General features: G+C 36.1%; 26 protein-coding genes and 2 riboswitches. Of the genes, 14 read left to right on the forward strand and 12 right to left on the reverse strand.

Features of this window, described 5'->3' with window-relative positions:
* Positions 1–213 precede the first annotated feature (213 nt).
* The 6 genes from ACFYKT_RS05870 to ACFYKT_RS05895 form a co-directional block, all read right to left on the reverse strand.
* Complete coding sequence (locus ACFYKT_RS05870) at positions 214–507, reverse strand: spore coat protein (protein ID WP_389216788.1); 294 nt, start codon at positions 505–507, stop codon at positions 214–216.
* Positions 508–532: 25 nt separating this feature from the next.
* Positions 533–736, reverse strand: coding sequence for a hypothetical protein (locus tag ACFYKT_RS05875; protein ID WP_389216791.1), 204 nt, complete (start codon positions 734–736; stop codon positions 533–535).
* 272 nt (positions 737–1,008) lie between these two features.
* Positions 1,009–1,467, reverse strand: a complete 459-nt coding sequence (locus tag ACFYKT_RS05880) for a flavodoxin domain-containing protein (RefSeq protein ID WP_389216794.1) — start codon at positions 1,465–1,467, stop codon at positions 1,009–1,011.
* Entirely contained in the window at positions 1,464–2,510 is a 1,047-nt protein-coding gene (locus ACFYKT_RS05885) for a ribonucleotide-diphosphate reductase subunit beta (protein ID WP_389216797.1), read from the reverse strand. The genes ACFYKT_RS05880 and ACFYKT_RS05885 overlap by 4 nt, the downstream gene beginning before the upstream one ends.
* 22 nt (positions 2,511–2,532) lie before the next feature.
* Complete coding sequence (locus tag ACFYKT_RS05890) at positions 2,533–4,821, reverse strand: ribonucleoside-diphosphate reductase subunit alpha (protein WP_389216800.1); 2,289 nt, start codon at positions 4,819–4,821, stop codon at positions 2,533–2,535.
* 281 nt (positions 4,822–5,102) lie between these two features.
* A riboswitch (cobalamin riboswitch) is annotated at positions 5,103–5,281 on the reverse strand.
* A 109-nt stretch (positions 5,282–5,390) separates the two neighbouring features.
* Positions 5,391–6,248, reverse strand: a complete 858-nt coding sequence (locus tag ACFYKT_RS05895) for an MBL fold metallo-hydrolase (RefSeq protein WP_389217064.1) — start codon at positions 6,246–6,248, stop codon at positions 5,391–5,393.
* A 163-nt stretch (positions 6,249–6,411) separates the two neighbouring features.
* Between ACFYKT_RS05895 and ACFYKT_RS05900 the strand changes: the two genes are divergently transcribed.
* The 5 genes from ACFYKT_RS05900 (at position 6,412) to ACFYKT_RS05920 (ending at position 12,103) form a co-directional block, all read left to right on the forward strand.
* Positions 6,412–7,887 (forward strand): methyl-accepting chemotaxis protein, encoded by a 1,476-nt coding sequence (locus ACFYKT_RS05900; RefSeq protein WP_389216803.1) that lies wholly within the window; start codon positions 6,412–6,414, stop codon positions 7,885–7,887.
* 57 nt (positions 7,888–7,944) lie between these two features.
* Complete coding sequence (locus tag ACFYKT_RS05905) at positions 7,945–8,265, forward strand: YciI family protein (RefSeq protein ID WP_389216806.1); 321 nt, start codon at positions 7,945–7,947, stop codon at positions 8,263–8,265.
* A 264-nt stretch (positions 8,266–8,529) separates the two neighbouring features.
* The gene (locus tag ACFYKT_RS05910; RefSeq protein WP_389216809.1) at positions 8,530–10,368 is read left to right on the forward strand and encodes an SLC13 family permease; all 1,839 of its coding nucleotides are present in this window, start codon (positions 8,530–8,532) and stop codon (positions 10,366–10,368) included.
* 156 nt (positions 10,369–10,524) lie between these two features.
* On the forward strand, positions 10,525–10,863 hold the full coding sequence (locus ACFYKT_RS05915; protein WP_389217066.1) for a DUF1450 domain-containing protein: 339 nt from the start codon (positions 10,525–10,527) through the stop codon (positions 10,861–10,863).
* A gap of 7 nt (positions 10,864–10,870) precedes the next feature.
* Positions 10,871–12,103, forward strand: coding sequence for a hypothetical protein (locus ACFYKT_RS05920; protein ID WP_389216811.1), 1,233 nt, complete (start codon positions 10,871–10,873; stop codon positions 12,101–12,103).
* Between the two features lie 28 nt (positions 12,104–12,131).
* Here the strand turns inward: ACFYKT_RS05920 and ACFYKT_RS05925 are convergent, their stop codons facing one another.
* From ACFYKT_RS05925 to ACFYKT_RS05935, 3 genes are all read right to left on the reverse strand, one after another.
* On the reverse strand, positions 12,132–12,725 hold the full coding sequence (locus ACFYKT_RS05925) for a VanZ family protein (RefSeq protein ID WP_389216814.1): 594 nt from the start codon (positions 12,723–12,725) through the stop codon (positions 12,132–12,134).
* A 135-nt stretch (positions 12,726–12,860) separates the two neighbouring features.
* On the reverse strand, positions 12,861–13,055 hold the full coding sequence (locus ACFYKT_RS05930; protein ID WP_389216817.1) for a hypothetical protein: 195 nt from the start codon (positions 13,053–13,055) through the stop codon (positions 12,861–12,863).
* A 55-nt stretch (positions 13,056–13,110) separates the two neighbouring features.
* Positions 13,111–13,485, reverse strand: a complete 375-nt coding sequence (locus ACFYKT_RS05935; RefSeq protein WP_389216819.1) for a DUF2294 domain-containing protein — start codon at positions 13,483–13,485, stop codon at positions 13,111–13,113.
* Positions 13,486–13,727: 242 nt separating this feature from the next.
* Positions 13,728–13,867: riboswitch (cyclic di-AMP (ydaO/yuaA leader) on the forward strand.
* 346 nt (positions 13,868–14,213) lie between these two features.
* Here ACFYKT_RS05935 and ACFYKT_RS05940 point away from each other — a divergent pair.
* The 6 genes from ACFYKT_RS05940 to ACFYKT_RS05965 all read left to right on the forward strand — a co-directional run bounded on the left by ACFYKT_RS05940 (position 14,214) and on the right by ACFYKT_RS05965 (position 20,546).
* Positions 14,214–15,551 (forward strand): TrkH family potassium uptake protein, encoded by a 1,338-nt coding sequence (locus ACFYKT_RS05940; RefSeq protein WP_389216822.1) that lies wholly within the window; start codon positions 14,214–14,216, stop codon positions 15,549–15,551.
* 26 nt (positions 15,552–15,577) lie between these two features.
* The gene (locus ACFYKT_RS05945; RefSeq protein WP_389216824.1) at positions 15,578–16,234 is read left to right on the forward strand and encodes a potassium channel family protein; all 657 of its coding nucleotides are present in this window, start codon (positions 15,578–15,580) and stop codon (positions 16,232–16,234) included.
* Positions 16,235–16,617: 383 nt separating this feature from the next.
* The gene (uvsE, locus tag ACFYKT_RS05950; RefSeq protein ID WP_389216827.1) at positions 16,618–17,571 is read left to right on the forward strand and encodes a UV DNA damage repair endonuclease UvsE; all 954 of its coding nucleotides are present in this window, start codon (positions 16,618–16,620) and stop codon (positions 17,569–17,571) included.
* A 114-nt stretch (positions 17,572–17,685) separates the two neighbouring features.
* Positions 17,686–18,702 (forward strand): DUF3231 family protein, encoded by a 1,017-nt coding sequence (locus ACFYKT_RS05955; RefSeq protein WP_389216830.1) that lies wholly within the window; start codon positions 17,686–17,688, stop codon positions 18,700–18,702.
* A gap of 177 nt (positions 18,703–18,879) precedes the next feature.
* Entirely contained in the window at positions 18,880–19,845 is a 966-nt protein-coding gene (gene uvsE, locus ACFYKT_RS05960) for a UV DNA damage repair endonuclease UvsE (protein ID WP_389216833.1), read from the forward strand.
* A gap of 44 nt (positions 19,846–19,889) precedes the next feature.
* On the forward strand, positions 19,890–20,546 hold the full coding sequence (locus tag ACFYKT_RS05965; protein WP_389216835.1) for a hypothetical protein: 657 nt from the start codon (positions 19,890–19,892) through the stop codon (positions 20,544–20,546).
* A gap of 61 nt (positions 20,547–20,607) precedes the next feature.
* Here the strand turns inward: ACFYKT_RS05965 and ACFYKT_RS05970 are convergent, their stop codons facing one another.
* Both ACFYKT_RS05970 and ACFYKT_RS05975 read right to left on the reverse strand, forming a co-directional pair.
* Positions 20,608–21,030, reverse strand: a complete 423-nt coding sequence (locus ACFYKT_RS05970) for a pyridoxamine 5'-phosphate oxidase family protein (RefSeq protein WP_389216838.1) — start codon at positions 21,028–21,030, stop codon at positions 20,608–20,610.
* Between the two features lie 13 nt (positions 21,031–21,043).
* The gene (locus tag ACFYKT_RS05975; RefSeq protein ID WP_389216840.1) at positions 21,044–21,409 is read right to left on the reverse strand and encodes a carboxymuconolactone decarboxylase family protein; all 366 of its coding nucleotides are present in this window, start codon (positions 21,407–21,409) and stop codon (positions 21,044–21,046) included.
* A gap of 251 nt (positions 21,410–21,660) precedes the next feature.
* On the opposite strand from ACFYKT_RS05975, the gene ACFYKT_RS05980 reads away from it, so the two are divergent.
* Together ACFYKT_RS05980 and splB are read left to right on the forward strand one after the other, a co-directional pair.
* Positions 21,661–21,918: a transcriptional regulator SplA domain-containing protein gene (locus tag ACFYKT_RS05980; RefSeq protein WP_389216842.1), complete on the forward strand. Its 258-nt coding sequence runs from the start codon at positions 21,661–21,663 to the stop codon at positions 21,916–21,918.
* Positions 21,915–22,943, forward strand: coding sequence for a spore photoproduct lyase (gene splB, locus ACFYKT_RS05985; RefSeq protein ID WP_389216845.1), 1,029 nt, complete (start codon positions 21,915–21,917; stop codon positions 22,941–22,943). The genes ACFYKT_RS05980 and splB overlap by 4 nt, the downstream gene beginning before the upstream one ends.
* A 7-nt stretch (positions 22,944–22,950) precedes the next feature.
* Here the strand turns inward: splB and ACFYKT_RS05990 are convergent, their stop codons facing one another.
* Positions 22,951–23,895, reverse strand: coding sequence for an AEC family transporter (locus ACFYKT_RS05990; protein WP_389216848.1), 945 nt, complete (start codon positions 23,893–23,895; stop codon positions 22,951–22,953).
* 190 nt (positions 23,896–24,085) lie between these two features.
* On the opposite strand from ACFYKT_RS05990, the gene ACFYKT_RS05995 reads away from it, so the two are divergent.
* Positions 24,086–24,259 (forward strand): asparagine synthase, encoded by a 174-nt coding sequence (locus ACFYKT_RS05995; RefSeq protein ID WP_389216851.1) that lies wholly within the window; start codon positions 24,086–24,088, stop codon positions 24,257–24,259.
* The last annotated feature ends 122 nt before the right edge of the window (positions 24,260–24,381 follow it).

Raw genomic sequence — 24,381 nt, forward strand, 5'->3', positions numbered from 1 at the left:
AAACAGACCTTTGCGATTAAAGTAGAGGTCTGTTTTTGTTTCAACATATAAATTAGAGCTAAAAAAAGGTAAAAAATTGAAAAGTAGGTCACTAAAGTTGATTTAAGTGACCTACTTTTACTAATTATGGGAAAAAGGGTTAGTAAATCTTAATTTTGTGCCTAAAACTGTTAAAAAATGAAAAAAACAGTCACTAAAGTTTATAATGGGTTGTTACATTCTATCATCAGGATGTAGGTTATGTTGCATGAACTCCTGAACTTGGTTAATTGCCGCTGTCGAAGCAATGTCTGTTTTATACCAGCCTTTGTCGCTCATTATTTCATATAGCCTATACTGATTACCACTGGCATTTTCAAAACAATTTAAATAAATTTCACGTAAGCCGTTATGGCTCGTTTCTAACAATGTATTACTAATACTTCGGCAACGGCCTTTTTCTAGCTCAAGACAAAGCTGGAGCATTTCTCGGTCAGTAAGGCCGCGACCCTCCATATTATTAGGCATTTATAGAACCCCCTTTAAAAGTAGCTTATTGAATCATCTTGGAACGGTTGAAATATTGTGCTAGTTCAGCAATTTTTAATTGGTGCTGTTCAGCTAGCTGCTCAAGATTCTTCCGGAGCTCTTGATCTTCGCAAAGTGAAGCACACCAATTCATTGTTTTGGCTGTAATTTCTTCCGCTCTTATTTCATCTTCAATAAAGGCAAGTTCTTTTGTTGTTAGCTGGTTCATTACATTTCACCCCCATGAACAGAAATAGTATCCCTTCATAGTATTGATAGAAATGATTTCTTTTATCCGTTAGCTGTTTTGCAGACATTGTTGCTAAATTAAATTTAATTTGTAGAGGTTGATTTGCGCTCCAGGTGCTCGCTTTCCGCGGGGTGGGCGCTGAGCCTCCTCGGCGCTATGCGCCTGTGGGGTCTCAGCTGTCCCACTACTCCCGCAGGAGTCTCGCACCTTCCGCTCCAATCAACAAACAATTTCGTTAACTGAGAACATATTCAAAAACAATAATCTTTTAGTGAAGAGTTTATCCGTTTAATGAACAAATCAACAAACTTTTCACATTGTGCGATATCTTGGATTTGTGGGAGTAGTTCAACCTTTAAGGTTACTGCTAGGTTTGTATTTACTTTTAATAGATCTCTAAATCTGTCTACTGCTCCACAGTAGTGAGGATAGAAACTATCACCAGTACCGAATATGCCAGTTACCACTGTTTTTCTTTCCCGTTTTTCAAAGGCTTTATATAGGGGCTCCATTTCAAATGGAATTTCTCCATCGCCCCATGTGTATGTGCCAATTGCGATTGCGTCATATTCATCTAGATAATTGAGTGAAAATTCTTCTACACGATATAAATGAACCGCAATGTTTTCCTTTTTAAATAGCATATGAATTAATAGCGCTAATTCCTTCGTATTACCAGAAACGGATGTGTAAATAATGCCAATTTTCATAGCTCATCAAAGCCATTATCTTGGGAAACTTTTGTATAAGTGCGTGATTTTTGCTCGAAAAAATCGGATTTTGTTTCATTCATCATTTCATCGCTAAAAACATGGATCCAAGGCATTGGATTTACCCGATCTTCATAAAGGTTTTGAAGCCCTAATTGCCGGAGACGCTTATTAGCAAGATATTCTACATAGCTTTCAAATTCAACTAGATCAATCCCTTGAATTTCTTTCAAGATATAATGTGCCCATTCCTTTTCTAATTGAACAGCTTCATGAATGGTATTGTACACATAGTTTATATTATCATCTGTGTGTAATTCCGGATTTTCCGTTAGCAAGATCCGAATAAATTGAGCAATAAAGTAGGCATGTTGCATTTCATCACGTTGAATATAGCTTATCATCGTACTTGTCTTAAGCATTTTCTGTTCCCGAGCTAAGTGATAGAAGAAGGCAAATCCAGCATAAAAGTATATTCCTTCTAAATTAATTGAGTTAATTCCAAGCTCGATTAGATGCTGTGGCGTTGGATTGTTGCGGAACTTTTCGTAAGCATCTAAGATTAATTGGTTCCTTTTTCGGACAATTGGATCATCCTTTGCTTGATTAAAACGACTATTTTGTTCACTAAGAGGCACTAATGAACTGAGAATATAGGAATAGGATTCATTGTGTACGGCTTCCTGTTGTGAAATCACAGCAAAAATGGCTTTAAAGCTTGGATCAGTTACAAAATCCATTACTTGAGTCATTGTCGGTGTTTGTAAGCTATCTAGTGAAGCGAGCTGTGTATTAATGCGTAAAAAGACATCTTGCTCAGTTGGACTTAGTAAATCCCATTGCTTAATATCGTCCTGCATATTTATTTCTTGCGCCTTCCAAAAGTTAGACAATAGTGTCTGATACATTCGGTACATTTGCGGATATTTGATATCATTCCAATTCAAGATGCCTGAAGATTGACCGTTAATAATACGAGTTGATTTATTTGGAAATTCCGGATTTAGTAGTTTAATTCTTGTAAGAGTTTGTGATTTTGTCATTAAGAATCCTCCTTGTTCATATTTAGCTATGGCAAGCTTCACATTCATCAATTTCTGTTTGTGAAGTGCTTCTTACATAATAAGTGGTTTTCAAACCTTGCTCCCAAGCTGCTAAATGGAGCTGTAATAGTTCTCTTGCTTTAATATCGTGACGGACATATAAGTTGAAGCTTATTGATTGGTCAATATGGCGCTGGCGAGCAGCATTTTGCTTAATGCTCCATAACTGGCTTAATTCATGCCGAACCCGACGGTAATAGTTATACGTATGATGATTTAAATCAGGAGCAGTGATTTTAAATTTAAAGTTTTTCTTTTCCTCCGCATATTCCACTGCATAAAGAGGGTCAATTCCGTCAGTTGAACCACCAATTTTTGCTGTCGAGGAATTTGGTGCAACAGCGAGCATCCAGCCATTTCGAACACCACATGCCTGTATTTTTTCTTGCAGCTTTCTCCAACGACCTGAAGTATAATTCTTCCGTTTAAAATAGGCTCCCGTCTGCCATTCAGAATGTGGAAATAGTCGATAGGCTCCTTTTTCTTGTGCTAATTCCATTGAAGCTAGAATCGTATAGTAAGCAATGTCCTCATATAATTCATTTGCAAAGTCAACTGCCTGGTCAGATTCCCAGTGAATTTCCTTGATTGCAAGTAGATGATGCCAGCCAAAGGTACCTAGTCCAACTGCACGATACTTTTCATTTGTCCATTTTGCTTGTCCAACAGAAATATTATTACAATCGATCGTGTTATCGAGCATTCGCATCTGTATACGGATCAGTCGCTCTAATATATTTGCTCTAACTGCATTTGGAAGGTGAATAGAAGAAAGATTACATACGACAAAGTCACCAGGCTTTCGAATAATGACAATATTTCCGTCTTCATCAAGATACTCTTTCTGAATAACTGTTGCAGACATATTTTGCATGATTTCTGTACATAAATTACTGCAATAAATCGAGGTGTAACCTTCGCCTCTAACATGTTTGTTCGGATTTTGTCGGTTTGCTTCATCACGATAGAACATATAAGGTGTACCAGATTCAAGCTGCGCAACCATGATGCGCGCCATAATATCCATTGCACGGTATGTCTTCCTCGGTAGAAGAGGGTGATTGACAGCATCCTCATATTTTTGGGTGAAGTAGCTGTTATCTGACTCATCATAAAAATCCTCAAGACCTAATGGGACGCCATTATCATCTTTCCAGCTCATGATTTGCTTAACCTGATGAGGACAGAAGGTATGCCATTCACCAATGCCTCTGCCTGACTGATCAACCTCTCTTAGTTTCTTCATGAATAAGTCAGGAATGGAGACTCCTGTGAAAATATCATGTGCTTTACGGCGCTCATCACCATTGTTTGTTTTTAAATCAAGAAAACCATTCATGATATCTTTATGAAATACATCTAGATAGATGGCGATAGCTCCTTGTCTCTGCCCTAATTGGTCAACACTGACTGCTGTGTCATTAATTAGTCTGATCCATGGGACAACACCTGAAGAGTTTCCTTTGAATTTCTTAATATCTGATCCTAGGGCACGGACCTTTCCGTAATAGATCCCAATACCACCGCCATCTTTGCTTAATCGGGCTATGTCCCAATTATTTAAATAAATACTGTCTAATGAATCGTCTACTGTATCGATAAAACAAGAGGAAAGCTGTCCATAACTTTTTCCAGCATTAGAAAGAGTGGGGGTAGCAACTGTCATGTATAAGTTACTTAATGCCCAATAAGCTTCTTTAATAAGTGAAAGTCGCTTAGATTTATCTTCATTTTTCATCAAAGTCATTGCAATAATCATGAATCGTTCCTGTGGCAATTCATACAAGTTTTTCTCATAATCTTTCGCAAGATAACGGTCAGTAAGAAGGAATAAGCCAACATAATTAAATAGATAATCTTTCTCAGGATCGATTTCTTTTCCTAATTCAATTATTTCGTCCTTTGTATATAAATCTAGTAAATCTCTTGAATAGATTCCTAGTTTGGTTAGGTCATTTATAAGCTCAAAGAAATCACCATATTTCAATCCTTTGTTATATCCTCTATTTGTTGCGGCCTTAGAATAAAGCTCATTTAAATATAAATGAGCAGCAAGAAAGGTCCATTGTGGCTGATCCATTGATATTTTGTTCAATGAATAGAGGAGTGCTTGTTCATTTGCTGCTTCTTCTGTTAAGTTTTGCTCTGACATTTTTTGCTCAAGTTCACGAATATCAATATTGAATGTGTCTGACGCTCTGTTAATCGTATGTAATACATTATCCAGTTCTGAATGGATCGTTGTTTTCATAAAAACCGCTCCTTTATAAATGCTTTTTTAGGCTTTTTTCATAACATTGTTCAACGTTGGTAAAGGTTGATTTTGTCGCTAGGAAACTTTTCAAGAACTACAATCTTCTAAAGAAGAGCACTTTTAAATAAATTTGCTTAATGCTTTATTTATTTCTGAAGAAAAATAAAAACCCATCGCTCAAGAAAGAGGATGGGTTTAACAAACGCTGATATTGTCACAGACTTAAAAAAGGTCTATAAAAAATACCCTCATTCTACCTTCCCAGCTCCCGAAGAAGATAACACGTTCTAAATATGGCAGGTCTCCTGACTTGTGCCTTAACCTACTTTAAGTCCTTCCCATCCGAGTGGACAGTGGTTCACTTATTTCGACGGCACTTACAGTTGCGGGAACAGTTCTGGAGTCACACCAGATTCCCTATTAAGTCTTAATAGACACCATATTTATAGGTTTATCACTGTATATTGTAGTATTAATGAAATGATAATACTATATATGTAACTTTCATTGATTATAAGCTAGATTAGAATTTTTTACAACTTTTTAATTTCCGTAAAGAGGAAACTTTAGTGTAAGTCTTTACTCACGTATTTTCCATAGTCTGGAACTGCTATTTGATCAAAGTCTTGAACTAATTTTCTTAAATTCGTTGACAATTCTTCACCTGACATAGGTAATCCATGTCCAGTAATTGCTAGATTCGGGTTTAAAGCTGCTAATTTACTTACTGAATTTTTGGCTGATTTCCAATCGGTTGTCAGATATCTTGGCGGTCCGTTTATCTCCTGTTCCTGGGTAAAAACTTTGTATAGTGAATCTTGCTTAACTGTTACAAAGGCATCACCAACAATAAGTGTGCGATCTTTTTCCCTAAAAAGCGAAACATGTCCTGGTGAATGTCCAGGAGTATGTATCCACTTAAAATCCGGCATAAATGGGATGCTTCCATCACTTGGAAGTTTTTCGATATGATTCCCTAAGTTAATCGGTTCATTAGGGAATAAGGGGGACATCTTCGCGACCAGTCCACCTTCAACTGATGGGTCTGGTTCAGGATATCTAAATTGGCCAGTTAAGAATGGAATTTCTAATTCATGTGCAAAAACGGGAACGTCCCAATGCTCGATTAATTCAATGATTGCTCCAACATGATCGAAATGCCCATGTGTTAGGATAATTGCTTTTGGGTGACTAGTTGGGCCATAACGTTCTTCGGCAACTGAGATGATCTCATTTGCTGAATGAGGCATTCCGGCGTCTACTAGAATATAATCGTTTGTTTTTGGATCACCGACGAAGATAATGTTAACAATCTGGATTGTATGAGCGTATACGTCAGGCAATAGCTGAAACCCAATGCCACTGCCGATTGAAGTGGCAGGAATAAATTTATAATCACTTCCATAATTCATTTCCTTATCCATCAATAATCATCCTCCTATGGAACAGCATATCGTTAGTGTTTCTTAATTTCCGTAAAATAATTAAATGAAAATAACTTAGTTATCTATTTTTCTATGGTTCATATGTAAAAAGTCACAGGAATACCGATAATAAAGTATACGATCTAAAAATGGGGGAAACAACATGAATGCAATACAACAGTTAAAATTAATGGATTTGAAAAGCAAGAATAAATTGATGCTCGTTACGTATTTGATTTCAACGATCCTTGGGCTGGTTGGCATGTTATCTTTAGCTCAAAACTCATTACAAAGTACCATATATATAATGCAAATACTGATCTACCCTCTTGCTTATTTTTTTGTGAATAAAACAGGGAAAGAGTTTTTATTTGCATACATCATGGTTATAGGGATGAATGTATGTACCTTAATACCAACCTTTTTAATGGGTGGTAATTTGTCTGGTGTTATAAGTGTATATTTCTTTACCATTTTTGCTGCGGTTCAGTTTAATAAAAGAATCTTTGGAATCGGTGTTGTTTTTGGTTTAATTATCCTTTTTTATAATAGCTTTTTTCCGACAGAACCCTATGCTTACATGAAAGCAGAATTCTCTTCATTTTTGATGATTTATATTTTTTCAGTTGTGCTGTTATCCGTATTAATTCATTTAAATGATAAACAATACAAAAAACTTCAAGAATTCATTAATCAGGCGGAATCTAATTCAAGAGCGAAGGAAGAACAAAAAGATCATCTCGAAAGGGAATTATTGAATATTGTCGAAAGTATAAGCAAAGTAAATGAAAAAATTCAATTCAGTGTTAATTCACAAGATGAGATGAGAATTGCAATTAATGAAGTTTCCGCAGGCAGTCAAATGCAAAGTGAACAAATTTCAAGTATTGCTCATAATGCGCATAATAATTTAGCTGTAATAAATAAAATGTTTCATTCAACAAGGGAGTTAATTGAGGATTCAATACAATCAAGTATTCTAGCTGAAGAAGGTCAAATTAAGGCAATGGATCTTAAAAAAGAGATGGACAATTTACAGATTATTATTGGAAACCTTAATGAGAACTTTTTATTGTTAACGAAGAAAATTGAAGAAACAAATCAATTCGCTAATCAAATAAAGCAAATTACTGAGCAAACAAATCTTCTTGCACTAAATGCTTCTATTGAGGCAGCTCGGGCTGGAGAAGCAGGGAAGGGATTCTCTGTTGTGGCCGAGGAAATTCGTAATTTAGCTGATACGACAAAAGGAATCACATTCAAGATTACCGAGAACCTTAATGAGGTTAACAAAACAAATGAACTGGCACAAGAAAATATGCATACTAGCAGCATCAATTTAAACCAGAGCGTCGACTCCTCAAATGAAGTGGGTGTGAAGTTCGCAGAATTAAATGCCATGCTAAAAAAGGTAAACTTAAAGTTTCAAGAGTTTGAAGTTCTTTCTAAAGAAGTTGGGGAAAATAGTGAAAGTGTAGAATCGTCTACAAATGAATTTGCAGCAATTATTGAAGAAGCAACTGCAAGCCTGGAGCAAGTAAGTGCTTCGATTGATACGTTAACAGCAGATAGTCGCTTAATTGCTGATTATATTGAACAAACGCTTGAAAGCGCTGAGAATATAAAGAAAACAGTTTAATAATAGTATGTAGTCTAGATAATTTATAAATTGAAAATGAGGGTAGGGGTGGTTCTGATGACTGGACATAGCCGGAATGATGATATTCTTTATATCATTTTATTATCTATTAAAAAGGGTAAACAATTAACAGAGTCAGTCATCCGCGAACATATTTCATTCTTAAGGAAGCTTGAGGACAAGAATCAGTTAGTTCTATGTGGGCCATTTCTTGATTATAAAGGCGGAATGATTATTATTCGGGCAAAATCAATGGATGAAGCAAAAGCAATAGCAATAGCTGAGTCCGATCCATTTATAATATCAGGATTAGAAGACTATGAAATTCGTACAATGGAGGTTTCATCTGAAGAAAATAACCATCTTGGTATGGGTTAAGACTGATTTACTGCTTTTGAATTTGTATCATAGAAGAATAATGAATCAATTGAAGCCATCATATACAGACATCAACTTGTATATGATGGCTTTCTTTTTCCAAATTGCATCGGTAGACGTTTGTAAACAAATTATGAACTTTGCTAAAAGCAGAATGATTTTCCTTAGAACAATACTTATAATGGAATGGATAGATAGGGAAGAGAATGGAAAGACAATAGCCTATTTATTAGATGATTTTCACAGAAAGGGTTTACTTACAAAATGCAGCTTATATTAACATTTGTCATTCTAGGTCTTACTATCTTTCTTTTTATGAGTAATCGAATCCGTGCAGATTTGGTCAGTCTTCTTGCCTTACTTGCATTCGTTATTACAGGTATATTAGAGCCGGCTGAGGCATTGGCTGGTTTTTCGAATTCAGTCGTGATTATGATTGCCGCATTATTTGTTGTAGGAGCAGGAATTCTCCGAACTGGGCTTGCAAAAAAGGCAAGTAATTTGCTTTTACGCTGGACTGGTAATAGTGAGAACAAATTATTTTTCCTCTTACTAGTCATTGTTGCATCAGTAGGAGCCTTTATGAGCAATACGGGAACGGTAGCGATCATGCTGCCAGTTGTTATCAGTATTGCGGTAAGCATGAAGGTGAGTTCTTCTAAATTTTTGATTCCGCTTTCGTATGTTGCAAGCTTATCAGGATTATTAACGCTAATTGCTTCACCCCCCAATTTAATTGTCAGTCAAGTTCTTGTTGACCATGGGTTTGAGCGACTTCGTTTTTTTGATATTACGCCAATCGGTATTACGGCAGTCATAACAGGAATTATTTATTTATTGATTGTTAGAAAAGTCCTGCTTCCAAATAGTAACAATAAGAAACAAATTAGTAATACTCAATTGTCTCCTAAGGAACTCATTCAGCATTATCATTTAGAAGAGAATTTACATCGTGTCCAAGTATCAAATGAATCGCCAATGGTGGATCGTCCATTATCTGAATTGAAAATTCCAGCAGATTATCATCTTTGTATATTGAAAATTGATCGAAAATCAGCGGAGGGTAGGAATCTTTTGCCTATTACCTATCAAGAAATGGCAGGACCAAATAGTGTTATACATGGCAAGGATATTCTTTATATTCAGGGATCGAAAAACCAAGTACAGAAATTAGCCGCAGATTATCAGCTTGTGTTTGATACCGATCAATCGAGAAATGATTTAGTTTCACGTCAGCTTGGAATTGCTGAAGTACTTTTAACACCACATTCAAGTTTAATTAATGAAACCATTCAGGATATTGGCTTTAGAAAAAAGTTTAATTTGAATATTATCGGTATTAATCGTAAAGGGACCTATATTTTAAAAGATATGTCCAATGTACGGCTTCGTTTTGGAGATGCGATTCTTGTTCAAGGCTCATGGGAAGAAATCGAATTGCTTTCAAGAGAAACAAAAAATGTAGTAGTGGTCGGTCAGCCGAAGGAACATGCAAGCATGGCAGCTGCAAATGGAAAAGCACCAATCGCTGGTGGAATCATGCTGTTAATGATTGCTATGATGATATTGGAAGTGTTTCCGACTGTTATTTCTGTATTAATCGGTGCTGTGCTTATGATTATCACTGGATGCTTACGAAATATGGATGATGCCTATGGCCATATGAATTGGGAAAGCATTGTGTTAATCGCCTGTATGCTCCCGGTGGCAACGGCATTAGAAAAAACAGGGGGCATGGTGCTACTATCGGAAGGAATTATTAATCTCCTCGGTGAATATGGCTCGATTGGTGTTTTAGCAGGTATTTATTTTGTGACAATGGTATTCGGCCAATTTATAAGTAATACCGCAACTGCTGTCCTATTTGCGCCTATTGCGATGAATGCGGCAATCAATATTGGGGTTAGCCCATACCCATTCTTAATAACGGTTGCAGCTGCAGCGAGCATGGCATTTGCTACCCCAGTTGCATCCCCGACAAATGCGATGGTCATGACAGCAGGGGGATATAAATTCAGTGATTTTATAAAAATTGGTATTCCATTACAAATAGTAATGTTTATTATCATGATGGTTGTGATTCCGTTGTTTTTTCCTTTCTAATCAGGCGCTTTCCTTTATGGATTGGCGCCCTTTTTTGTATTGGAAAAATGTAATTCCGAACTTTTTGTGAAATTATTGTGTATTATTTTAAATTTACTTGTTTTAGAATACGAAATATTTGATTGCCTAATTAAATAAGAGATATATTTGATAAAGGTGATAATTTTTTTCACTGTTGGGAAAGACTTTAACACAGTAAGGAATGTGAAAATCGTGAAACGATTGACAAAGATATTTAGTAAAACAAAGAAAACTCAAATCGATTTTTGTGAAAAAAATCTTGATCGTTTTCTTACAGATGAAAATAGTTCGAATTATAATGACTTCTTGAATCAAAAAAGTATTATATTTAAAGAATACAGCTGTCAAAGTAAATGTGAGTTGTGTAAAAAGTCTCCTTATGCGATGGTGAATGGTGAGTTTGTGGCAGCAGACAATTCGGATGAATTATTGGAGAAGCTTAAACAAATCGCTACTAATAACCTCAAGGAGTGAGTCAGCAGTGCCGAGAATTTTTGTTCATTTTACTTTTTTCTTCTTCACACTAACTGCTTTATCTGGCGTTTGGATGCGCTTTGCTCCATTTAAACCAAATACCGCAATTCCGTATACGAATGTGTTGCACGGGCATTCCCATCTCGCTATTTTAGGATGGGCATTTTTGGGTGTATTTGTTGTTTTTTTGTCATTGTATTGGCAATCGATTAAACAAAAGAAGCAGGCAATTTTTCTTTCAATTATGCTTTTTATTATTTCATTTGCAATGTTTGGTGCTTTCTTATACCAGGGCTATGGCTTGATCTCTATCATTATGTCCACACTTCATATTTTTGTAGAGTATTGGGCTGCAATCTTTATTATCAGGCAATTAAAGAGTCAGCGTAATGTGCCAAAGTCAGGGCTTTTATTTATTAAAGCCTCATTATTAACCTTAGTTATTTCATCCTTTGGCCCATTTTCACTTGGATATATTTCTGCGAATGGGTTGAAAGATTCTATTTTCTTCGATGTTGCCATCTATTTTTATTTGCATTTTCAATATAATGGCTGGTTGTATTTATTTTTGCTTGGAATGTTTATCATTCTAGTCCATTCCAAAAATATTTATATTCGAAGCCCTTTCATCAGCTATGGATTTTGGATCTATATCATTTCCTTGTTCCCAAACTTTTTTTCTAGTATTTTGTGGGTGGATTTAGGAATCTTCGGTGAGATCATTGCAGCTATAGGGGTCATTGGACAATGGATTGGGGTCATTTTTACGTTACTTGCTTGTAAAGGGATTTGGAGAGAGCTTGCATCCCGTTTCTCGAAGCTGACTTTCATTTCCCTTTACATAACATTTTTCTTACTATTGCTGAAAAGCACAATGGAGCTAGGTTTAATATCTCCCAAATTAGCATTTCAGATCTATGAAACAAGAAGTGTTGTCATTGGATATTTGCATTTTACACTTTTAGGCTTTGTTAGTATTTTTATTTTGGCTCAATATCAAATGTTGAATATAATAACTTCGAAATACTTATCTGTCCTTGGACTCACTATATTTATTAGTGGGTTTATCCTCAATGAACTCTTATTATTTGGTCAAGGACTGTTGGGGTGGTTGAATTTTTCAATAAGTGAGTTTGGAAGGTACGGACTTCTAGTAGCTAGCGGGCTATTATTGATTGGAATTGTGATGCTATGGGTTTCCTGTGTACAGAAAAATAATAATCGAATGCTTGATTATTGAACATAGAGAAAAGTGATGCCTATTTTCGCTAAGCATCACTTTTTTTGATTTTAACAACTCGCTTAAACATAGGGTAAATTAGATAACCGACTGAAATTCCTAACAGATTTAAGATAAGATCATCTATATCCAAGCTGCCACGATGAGTAATAAATTGACCTAGTTCTATGAATGAAATGAACAATAGGGGTGTAAATATCAGAATGAAACTAGAATAGTTTCTCGTCATTAAAAAGATGCCATATGGAATAAACAATCCGATGTTCGCAGCAAGATTATAAAAAGAGACGAGGAGATTCACTTTCCCAGAAAGATAATATTTTATAGTAGCAAATGGAACAAGGTTTATTGAGTCATAGATTTGATGATTTGGGCGTAAAAATAACAGAATAAGCAGTGTGATCGTGTAAAAAATCAGAATCCATGAAAATAGCGAATAGGAAAGATGAATGGTCTTCTTCTTCATGAATAAGAGAATAAAAAGAACCACAATAATTATACAGAAAAATACTACTCCCAAAACGATGGGATGCAGGAATGCTATTAATTGAATAAATATTGGATAGAGTAATAGAAATAAACTTAAAGATAGTAGTAAAGAGATTGATAATATTTTTTTCATAATAATACTCCTATTTGCTTAGAATATAGTCATTACAAATATATATTCCAACTTGGCCTGTCAAAGATAATTCTTTAGTAATCGTATGATGACAGATGGGTATTTGCAATAGGGTACTTATTGGTATTGTTTGATTTATCTTTTTTTAGAGAATAACATGAATAATGGATGTCTTTTTCTATCAATAATCTTTAACTCACTCATTAATAAATCATCTTCATGTTCTGCAACCCATTTCTTCAGTTCATGTTTGTCCTGACAATGGGTTAAGTAAGTTTGTCCCCTTTTTCCTATAGCGCTTACAATAAATCTACAAGAGGATTTCCCCATGTTTTCCCGCCTTTATTAGTTCTATTTAGGTTAGTTAATTCAATATTGAAAAGCTTTATTGGTTGGTTTCTAAATATTTCTCTAAGTCTTTATCCATGATAAACACTTCTATTCTTTCTCCTGTTTTCGTACTAATATCGCTGTGGGAGGAAAGAACCTTGCAGCCAATATGATGTTCAACGATTTTTTCATAATCTTCACTGTACATTTCACGGAGAAGGGTTCGCATTTGCTTGACAAGCTTTTTTCCAGAATTATCGTTGACAAGATGTTTTTCTTCAACTGTAAGGACACCTTTAAAACGGATGATCAGCATGTCATTGATAATATAAGTTTTGGCCTCCTGTGGCCCCCTACCGATTAGATTACGCTGGAACTTAATAAATGCTGCACTTATTTCAGCTTCTAATTTCTTTTTTGAATTTAACATAATGCCTCCATAGTTCTTCTGAATTTCATGGAATTTATCATAAAGTCCACGCTTTGTTCTTGTCAAGATAAATTTGTATTTGATAATATTCATTAAAAAACGGAGTATTAATGAGTAAGGTTTAGTTTTCTATGGGTTTACTTAAGAAAACGAATAATTTTAGTTCGTTTTGCCTTTTTTTTAACCATAAAAGGGGTTTACAAAGATTACTTGGCAGGCGTACAATACATCCATAAATAACAAATCGATATCGGCCAAATCTCAATTATTTGAGAACGGAGGACCCATTTTTTTGGGGTTAATTCTGCTAAGCAGAAGGGATGAGATACTCTTTCGCCATCCTACCCGTCAGCTAACTTCGTCGGCTAAAGCGAAGGAGGTCATAAGACCGCCTTAATTCAGGGGGCTTTTTTGTTGTGTTTCTATGCAAGAAGGCAGCCTGATCTATACGTAGGTCTTTTTATTATGCGTATAATTGAAAAGATTCTTGGATGACGGAACGCAGAGAGGGTATATATACTCGCTGGGCGTTAAGTAGACCATGATCCCTTTTTTCTTCATATTAAATGTTTGTTTTGCAAATTTATCAATTAACTGTTAGGTGAGTTTTAATTATTCACCACAGTGACATTGATCGATCGTGCATGCTGCATTTGGGAGAAAAGTGATCATGGTCTTTTTGTGTTCAACTAGAACAAATATAAGGTCAGAATAGGTGGGAGATAACAATGAAAAAACAAAAATTCAATCTAGATCCACCAAAAATAATTGTTTTGGGCTTTGCCATACTTATTCTTATTGGCTCCTTTCTCTTGACTCTACCTATAGCCACAGAGGATGGAAAAGGTCTTTCGTTCTTAAATGCATTATTTACGGCTACATCTGCAACTTGTGTAACAGGGCTCGTTGTTGTGGATACCGGTGATACATTTACGATGTTTGGTGAATTAGTGATATTGTCTCTCATTCAGGTTGGCGGATTGGGATTTATGACATTTGCTTCGCTTTTATTTTTCCTTTTCGGAAAAAAAATCTCATTAAAAGATAGACTGATATTAAAAGAGGCGATTAATAACCTTTCAATTGCAGGGGTCGTAAGATTAGTGCGAAGAATTTTGATTTTCACCGCAGTTATTGAGATAGCCGGAGGAATTATTTTATCGATACGATTTTCTTTTGATATGCCGATTGGAAAGGCGGTCTACTTTGGTTTTTTTCACGCTATATCCAATTTTAATAATGCAGGTTTTGATTTAATGGGTGAATTTCAGAGTCTGACCTCTTATGTAGATGACCCGACTGTAGTTCTTACCATCTGCTCGCTTATTACCTTAGGAGGATTAGGTTTCCTTGTCATGAACGATTTATACGAGTACAGAAATACACGTCGTTTATCCGCTCATTCGAAGGTCGTTATCCTTGCAACACTCATTTTAACGATTGGTGCAACAATTCTCATTTTTCTATTTGAATTTGGAAATGCCAAAACACTAGAACCTCTATCTTTCATGGGAAAGGGATTAGGCTCACTTTTTCAGGCGGTAACCCCAAGGACAGCTGGTGCTAATACACTGCCGATAGGAGATTTAACACAATCAACTTTATTCCTGCTTATTTTTCTGATGTTTATTGGAGCAGGATCAGGGTCAACAGCTGGAGGAATAAAAATATCGACGCTAGCCGTTTTAGTAGCTACCGTTTGGTCTCAGATTAAAGGGAAAGAAGATGTCGTATTATTTAGACGTAAAATTGTTATGGAAACCATTCTAAAAGCACTTACTGTCACCATTATTGGCTTATTTCTTGTTTTTGTCATAACGATGCTGCTCTCTATCACTGAAAAGGGCCACGATTTTATCATGTATCTCTTTGAAGCTGCATCTGCTTTCGGTACGGTTGGACTATCAATGGGGTTAACCCCGGAACTTTCTTCAATGGGACGTTTACTAATTATCTTTACGATGTTTGCAGGAAGATTGGGTCCATTAACCATGGCCATTGCTATTGCGATGAGACGCAAACGAAATGCTTTCCATTATCCAGAGGGAAAAATAATGATCGGTTAATAAGAAACTAAAGGAGTGTAGAAAGAATGGCTAAAAAACAATATTCAGTTATAGGTCTAGGGAGATTTGGTTTAAGTGTAGCTCGAAAATTACATGAGGCTGGGCAAGAGGTCTTGGGTATTGATATGAATGTCCAAAGGGTTGAGGATGCTGAATTAGCGGTTACACATGCGATTGTGGCAGATTCTACTGAAGAGCAAGCACTGCTTTCAGTCGGAATTCGTAATTTCGATTGTGTTATTGTAGCAATTGGAAACGATATGCAGTCAAGTATTTTAACAGTTTTACTTTTAAAAGAATTGGGAGTGAAGAAGGTTATTGCGAAGGCGCAAGACAAACACCATGGGAAGGTCTTAGACAAAATAGGGGCTGATTGGATTATTTATCCTGAAAGAGATATGGGGGAACGTGTAGCAAATCAGCTTTTATCACCAAATATGTTGAATTATATTGAACTGTCGAAGGATTATAATATAGAGGAAGTAGCTATTCCATCAAGAATGGCAAATAAGAATCTGCGGGAACTTGATATACGTGCCAAACATAATGTCAGTGTCATTGCGATCGTGAGAGAGGGGGAAATTATCATATCTCCATCCCCAGATCAAACCATCTACCAAAAAGATTTGTTAGTGATGATTGGGATGAGAGAAGATCTGGCGAAATTTTCTAATATAGAATAATAGAGTGCATTAAGGTTGATGAGCTTCAGAAGCTACTATTGAATAAACGCCATAATTACTAAATTTTGAAAAACATAAAAGTTACTCCCATTACAACAAATAATATGTTTTTATTAAAATTAATAAATTATCGATTGTACGTGGATGAGTCTGTCACCTAGAATTATTATTCTTTGGTAGCAGACTCTTTTTTGGTTTTTTGATAATGAAAATAGGAATTAGGGGGATTATATTACAATTATTGATTATTTTATTGACGGCAATGCTTGCTGGGAATTTAAGTGTGGGATTGGGACAGCCTTCTGTTTTGGATTAATCAGTGCAATTGATTTATCATCTGTCCCATAAAAATCCTAATTTTTCTATTAAAAAGGGGACAATAGATGAAGATTCGGTTTGGTTTTGTGGCGAATGCGATAGGATTATGGGATGCGAGTCCTTCGAAATCATTGACATTTACTCGTTATTCTGCTCTATCAAAAGAAGATCGGATGGAAAAGCTTAAAATTGTGACTGCACAAAACATACAACATACAAAGAGAATTCTTTATTATAACTTGGCACACGAAATAGAATTATACCGATTCTCAAGCTCGCTTGTTCCACTAGCTACTCATCCAGAAGTAATGTGGGATTTTATTACACCTTTTAAATCGGAATGGGAAGAACTTGGACATTTAGTGAAACATCAAAAGTTACGGGCAAGCTTCCATCCAAATCAATTCACACTTTTTACAAGCCCTCGGGAAGAAGTGACTGCGAATTCAATTAAAGATATGCAATATCATTATACAATGCTTGAAGCTATGGGCATTATTGATCAAGCGATCATTAATATTCATATTGGGGGAGCATATGGAGATAAAGAAATGGCTTTAAGCCGATTTCATCAAAATATAAAAAGTTTGCCTACCCATATAAAAAAGATAACAACACTTGAAAATGATGATAAGACTTTTAATGTGGAGGAAACACTTCAAACTTGTGAGAAAGAGAATATGCCAATGATCCTAGATTATCATCATTACTTGGCAAATAAAAATGACAATGACCTTTCACAGTACTTGCAACGAATTTTTAATACGTGGGAGGTTTCCGGGCTGATACCGAAAGTGCATCTTTCATCTCCAAAGTCAGAAAAGGCATTTCGTTCTCATGCAGATTTTGTTTCTTTAGATTTTGTTCTTCCTTTTCTGAAAATGGCCAAGGAGCTTAATACAGATATAGATATTATGATTGAGGCTAAACAGAAAAACCTTGCCATGCAAAAACTCGTAGAAGAAATTGCTTCTATCCGGGGAGTCAGGCGCTTAACAAGCTCCTCATTAGAGTGGTAAACGGGACAGAGGGACAGTGTTCGTGTCCCTCTGTCCCATTTATGTGGGCGTTATAATTATACGTTTATTGGTAAATAATATTCTAAGAAAATTTTATTTGGAGGGAATACGGTTATGACTGTCCATCATCCTCAATTGACTTCTGCTGAAATCGCTTGTATTTGGACTGCTTATATGAATGATAGTATGTCTAAATGTGTTTTAGGTTATTTTCTTAATGTTGTAGAAGACGAAGATATTCGCCCAATTATTCAACTTGCTTATGATATTTCATTTGCTCATCTAGAAAAGTTAAATCATATTTTTCGGAAGGAAAATCTTCCATTACCAACAGGATTTACTGATAGTGACGTGAATTTGAATGCGCCTCGGGTTTATACAGATTCGTTTATGCTACAGTATATAACTCATATGGCAAGGGTCGGAATGCTTGGATACAGTGGTTTTATTACTATGGGTGCAAGAAAAGACATAAAAGCACATTTCATGGCAGGGCTTCATGAGACAGCTGATTTATTTGACAAAAGTACAGAAGTATTACTTTCAAAAGGGTTATATATTAGAGCTCCTTATATTCCCTATCCAACGGAGACAGACTTTGTAGATAGTAAGCAGTTTTTAAGTGGTTTTTCTCTTTTTAACAAACAGCGGCCATTAAATGCTGTAGAAATAGCTCATCTATATATGAATGGTTTAACTAACCAAATTGGAAGTAAGCTTTCACTTAGTTTTGCCCAAACATCCCCGAATAAAGATGTTCAAAAATGGATGTTAAGAGGAAAAGATATATCACAAAAGCATATGAAAATATTCGCGGATGCTCTTACTAGCAATGATGTGCCAGCACCTGTTTCAGCAGATGTCTCTATTACCGATTCAACCACACCGCCATTTTCAGATAAACTTGTAATGTTTCATATGTCCTTATTAAGTGCAGCAGGAACCGGAAACTATGCAACTTCAGCAGCTGCAAGTCAACGAACCGATCTCGTATTAAATTATGAGCGTTTATCTCTTGAAGTTGCTTTATATGCAAAAGATGGAGCTGACATTATGATCAAGAATGAATGGATGGAACAACCGCCTACCACATCGGACAAAGAAAAACTCGCTAAGAAAAAAGAGAAATAGACTATAAGTGTGTGTTTAAAAAGGAGGATAAAAAGAGCCGAGAAGTTCAAGGAAGTGCCGCTTAGAGCACCGGAGCGTACGTTTTTGGTACGTGAGGAGCGGATAAGCAAACTGACGCAGAAATTCGACAGCTATTTTTCCCGGACTTTTTGAACATCCTCTATAAGGATGTGGGAAATGACAATTGTAAGACTTGGCTATGTTGCAATGAGTATGGAGTTGAAAAATGCGTCCCCATCGCAAACGATGACTTTTGCTCAATTTCAAAAAATAGAAGATCGTGAAGCGGCCATTCGTAAATTAGAAAGAATATCGATATCGAATCTTGAAAATACATTGAGGCTGCTGAGACATAATGCAGTGTCTACTATTCATTTTTACCGCTTAACCTCTCGTCTGATTCCGTTGGCTAATCATGAGGAACTGCTTGATTGGAATTATATGAAGCCGCTTAAGGGACTGCTAAAAGAAATTGGAGATTTTTCTAAAATGCATCAAATGAGGATTGATTTTCATCCCGATCATTTTGTGTTAATCAATTCTCATAAAGAGGAGGTTTTGAAAAATTCGATAAAAACGCTTAAAATGCATTATCTTTTGTTGAAAGGAATGGGCATCGATCCCACGCATCGATGTGTCATGCATGTTGGAGGGAGCTATAAGGAAACGGTGCATTCCCTTGAGCGGTTTGTAGACAATTGGATGGAGGTTCCAAAATCGATACAAAAAATGATTATGCTTGAAAATGATGATACGAGCTTCAACCTGGATGATACTCTGTACTTATGTGAAAAGCTAGGAATTCCTCTCGTTTTTGATTATCACCATCACCTCGCACATCATAATAATCTAAATTGGGAAGAAAATTGGGAGCGGGTGGTAGGAACGTGGAAATACTCGCCACTTCCACTGAAAATGCATATATCGAGTCCAAAATCTGCAGAAGCATTCCGTCATCACGCTGATTATATCGACATTGAGATGTTTTTTGACTTTTTAAAAGAGATTAATGGCTCTGTTCAGCAAATTGATTGTATGATTGAAGCAAAAATGAAAGATCAAGCACTTTTTCAATTAATGGATGAGGTAAAACAAAGGAATGATGTGAACGTGATTGATGAATCTAGTTTTGAATTATTATAAAAATTGGTCCACATATTTTTATTTCAGTGTCGAGGAGTAATAAAATGGACTTGTTCATCTATACTTTTATTACAATCGCCTATGTTGGGATCCTCCTTTGGGGGATTAACCTTGCTAAAAACAATACTTGGTTTTCCATCTCCAATGTACTTATACTCGTCATAATTGCATTAATTTATGATAATGCGATAGTTGCAATGGGTGGTTTAATAGGTGAGGGGAGGGTTCTTAAAGGACTAAACTATGCTAGATATTGGTTGCATGCTCTTTGTACACCTCTACTTGTTCTATACGCATGGAAAATAGTTGAGAATACAGGAATTAAGTGGATCTCCAAAGAATGGGTAAGAATCGGAACATCTATACTTGTCATTATACTTATTTTCATAGAGGTAGCAACAGTTATCACAAAACTCGAGCTTGTAGCAAAATGGAAGTATGGTGTATTGGCATATGAAAATGTGGATGAAGCAAGCGCAGCTCCAATCATGGTTATTGTTGTTACACTCGTTTTACTGATTGCCTCAATTTTTATTTGGTGGAAGTTGAAGTGGCGATGGTTTTTTATCGGAACTATTATTATGATAATTGGCAGTATTGTACCACTACCTATTAAAAGTGAAGCGTTAACAAATGGGCTTGAACTTATTTTAATAATTACTCTGATGGCAACAAGGCAATTTCAGGAAAGAATCGGTTAAAATATTGCAGTCATAATAACCATGATAGAGGGACGGGGAATTTCCCCTGTCCCTTAACCTTTTATAAGATAAGCTCTTTTGGTTGCTCTCCATGAATGTTTAAAAGCCGAATCACTTCTGGCTGTACCTCAAGAAATACGTAATTGGGGTCATCTGGACCTTCAAACCAGTTGGCAAATGATTCGTTCCAGTATTTTGTTTTCAAATCTTGTGATTCATTGATTACAGCTGTGCCAGAAATTTCAACATAGGCATCGTTTTGTCCTTTTTCTTCATATCCTAAAACTATCGAAACAGAAGGGTTTTTCCTTATTTCATTCATTTTTTCAGTGTCCTTTTTCGTAGGGGTAAAAAATGTTAGTTTCTCATTATAAAAAGTCATATATCGTGAATGAGGTTTATTATTTTCTACCGATGATAGAACACCGGTGTTCTGATCAGAAATAATTTTAACAACTTGTTCCTTTAAATCCTGCTGGTTCATTGATCCTTCTCCTTTATTGCTTCTTTTGGTTCAATTCCCCAATGCATTCTTGAACTAGAGTAACCCCTTGGCTCATGGATGCCCCGCCGCCAAATGCTGCGGTTACACCTACAGCTTCAAGAATTTCTTGTTCCGAACATCCTTGATCAAGACATCCTTTTGTGTGATAAATAATGCAAAATTCATCTTGTGCATGAAGACTAATCCCTAAAGCAATTAGTTGTTTTTCTCTTTGTGTTAATGCCCCTTCTTTAAAGCATTCTTCAGTAAAGGCATTAAATAAACTTGCAAATTCCGGCATTTTTTCGGTAAACATGCCAAGTCCTTCTTTATATTTGATAAGTGAAGATTCTGTTGAACTTCTTGCTTCAAATGCCATTTGTTTAATCAACTCCGTTTTCATTTTGATGTGTATCAAAGGTTATTATGAGCCGAATAACAATGTTTAAACGAAAAAGTTTAGATCGCCCATTTAAATACCTTTCCATTATAAAGAAAACATAATCTTTCGCATAAAAGGCAATATTTTAAGAAGAGACGAATGGGACAGAGGGACAGGAACATCGTCCCAGTTTGGATTATGAGTGGACGATGTTCCTGTCCCCTCGTCCCACCAGAAGAGGTGAAGGGATGGACTATGCAATGAAAGAGTATCATGCAGGAGATGTAGTATATGTTTTTTACCGAAACCCACATACGCAGGATGTAGCGAATATTCAGGCAGCAGCGGTAGTAAATAATCCTGAAAATCCGAATGAATTGGCATTGTTTTTATATGAAACTTATTATCCTTTATCAAATGATATGGCTGTATACGCTACAGAAGATGAGGCGAACGCCGCTTACAACTACTATTATGGAGATACGTCTATGGGGGTGTTGGAATGAACCACCCTTTTACACCTAGGCTCGTATATTTTGAACCACAAAGCTTGGAGTACCCATTAGGAAAAGAGCTATTAGAAAAGTTTGAAAAGATGGACGTGGAAATTCGATATACTACGTCCCATAATCAAGTGAGAAATCTCCCAGGCGATAATGATTTTCAAAGATACCGGGTAGCAAAGTCGACACTTGTCGTTGGAATTCGAAAGACGCTTAAATTTGATACATCTAAGCCTTCTGCAGAATATGCCATTCCCTTTGCAACGGGGTGTATGGGGCATTGCCACTATTGCTATTTACAAACGACGATGGGGAGTAAACCATATATCCGCACCTATGTAAATGTTGAAGAAATTCTGGAAGCAGCTGATAAATATATGGAGGAGCGTGCTCCAGAATTGACTAGGTTTGAAGCATCCTGTACATCAGATATTGTCGGGATCGATCATTTGACTCATTCGTTAAAACGGGCGATTGAACATTTTGGGAAATCCGAATATGGGAAATTAAGATTTGTAACTAAGTTCCATCATGTTGACCACCTGCTAGATGCAAAGCATAACGGGAAAACGAGGTTTCGCTTTAGTGTAAACGCAGATTATGTCATTAAGAATTTTGAACCAGGTACCTCTCCTTTAGAGAAAAGAATAGAGGCGGCAGGGAAAGTGGCAAGAGCAGGATATCCACTTGGATTTATCGTTGCACCCATTTATCTGCATGAAGGGTGGGAGGAGGGGTACTATCATATGTTTGAACGGTTAGATAAAGAATTGCCCCCAGAAGCGAAAAAAGACTTGACCTTTGAATTCATTCAGCATCGTTTTACAAAACCAGCAAAAAGAGTCATAGAAAAAAATTATCCAATGACGAAATTAGAATTAGATGAGGAGAAGCGCAGGTACAAATGGGGGAAATATGGGATTGGAAAATATATTTATCAAAAAAACGAAGAAGAGGACTTGAAAAGTTATCTTTTCGACTATATGAAAAAATTCTTCCCAAATGCAAAATTAGAATATTTCACTTAAATGTTAACTAAGAAAGAGGATGTATAAAATGTAGAATCAAATAAAGCAAAGGAATGGTGACAATACATAACAATGTAGTTAACAATACACCTAATGATGCAAATAAAGTGTCGGCCCCATATTTTTGTGAATAAAGTGAAATTGTTGGCGCAGCAGGCATTCCAGAAACGAGAACGGCAATAACTAGTAATGGAAACGGGACAGAAAAGTAAGCAAAAGGGAGTAAAAGGAAAGGAATAAGTAGAAGCCTAGTTATTGCCATTTTCCATAAGGAGCTATTTTTCATCAATAAAAAAAGGTCCTTATATTTTACATTCGCGACCATACTGCCTATTAGCATCATGGAAAGAGGAATCGTCATCTTCCCAACGCTTTCCAATCCTGAAGAAACCATAATAGGCCAACTGATTGGGAGGAGAAAAAGAGTGAGACCAAAGAATGTGGAAAGAATCCCAGGATTCAAAAAAATATTTTTCCAATTGATTGTATCCTTGCTTCGACTAAACAAGTACATTCCATATGTCCATATAAGTATTAAATAACATAAATTAAACATCGTTAAATAAATGATTCCTTGCTCTCCCAGCAGGATGAAACTTACAGCATAGCCTATAAATCCTTGGTTGCCAAAAATAATTAGCCCCTCATACACACTTCTTTGCTGCTCTTGAAGCTTTGAGCGGTTTCTCATCCAAATGGCTAAAAAACTGGATAAGACGAGTATGTATATAGACATGGAAATAAGCCAAAAAAACTCTTTCACGACATTAGTAGAAAATGAAATATCCAACGAGAATAAGATAAGGGCAGGTAATGTGATATATAAAATCAGCTGTGTTAGCACATCATTTGCGTTCTCTTTTAAAATTCCTTTTTTTCTTACAATAAACCCCAGCAATGCAATACCATAAAGGACCAATATTTCTTGCAAAAACGCTCCTGCTGATGACATTAGTATCCCCCCTCGAATACTATATGTACTAGGAACCTAGAACGTTAACGGGATCTCTACGTTGCTGGCATCTCTCCAGATTCAGCAGCATTTTCGACTAACGAAAGCAGTGCAGTATAAATCCACGTACTAAGGTGAAAATAAGGATGGTGCTTGTCACCAACTACCTGCGATGTGGAGGGAAATAACAATGAATGTACGTGAAGGCTTAATACCAACTGCATTAGGTTCAGCTGTAACAGCTGCAGGCTTCGCAATGAAACAGCAGCGTGGCTCAAACAAAATGGTTGCTAATACTGTTTTTGGTTTTGGCTTAGCACACGTGGTATTAGGGGTTATTGACCTTGTTGAACATCGTCGTTAAGAAAAAAGTCGAGTACCTAGTACTCGGCTTTTTAGTTTAAATCGAATATTTAATTTTGCAAGTTTGACTGTATCCATTGTTCAAGTCATCCTACTTTTCATATTTCTCCTATTCTTGGGAAT

It is taken from the genome of Cytobacillus mangrovibacter, from assembly GCF_042865275.1.
GTDB lineage: Bacteria > Bacillota > Bacilli > Bacillales > Cytobacillaceae > Cytobacillus > Cytobacillus mangrovibacter.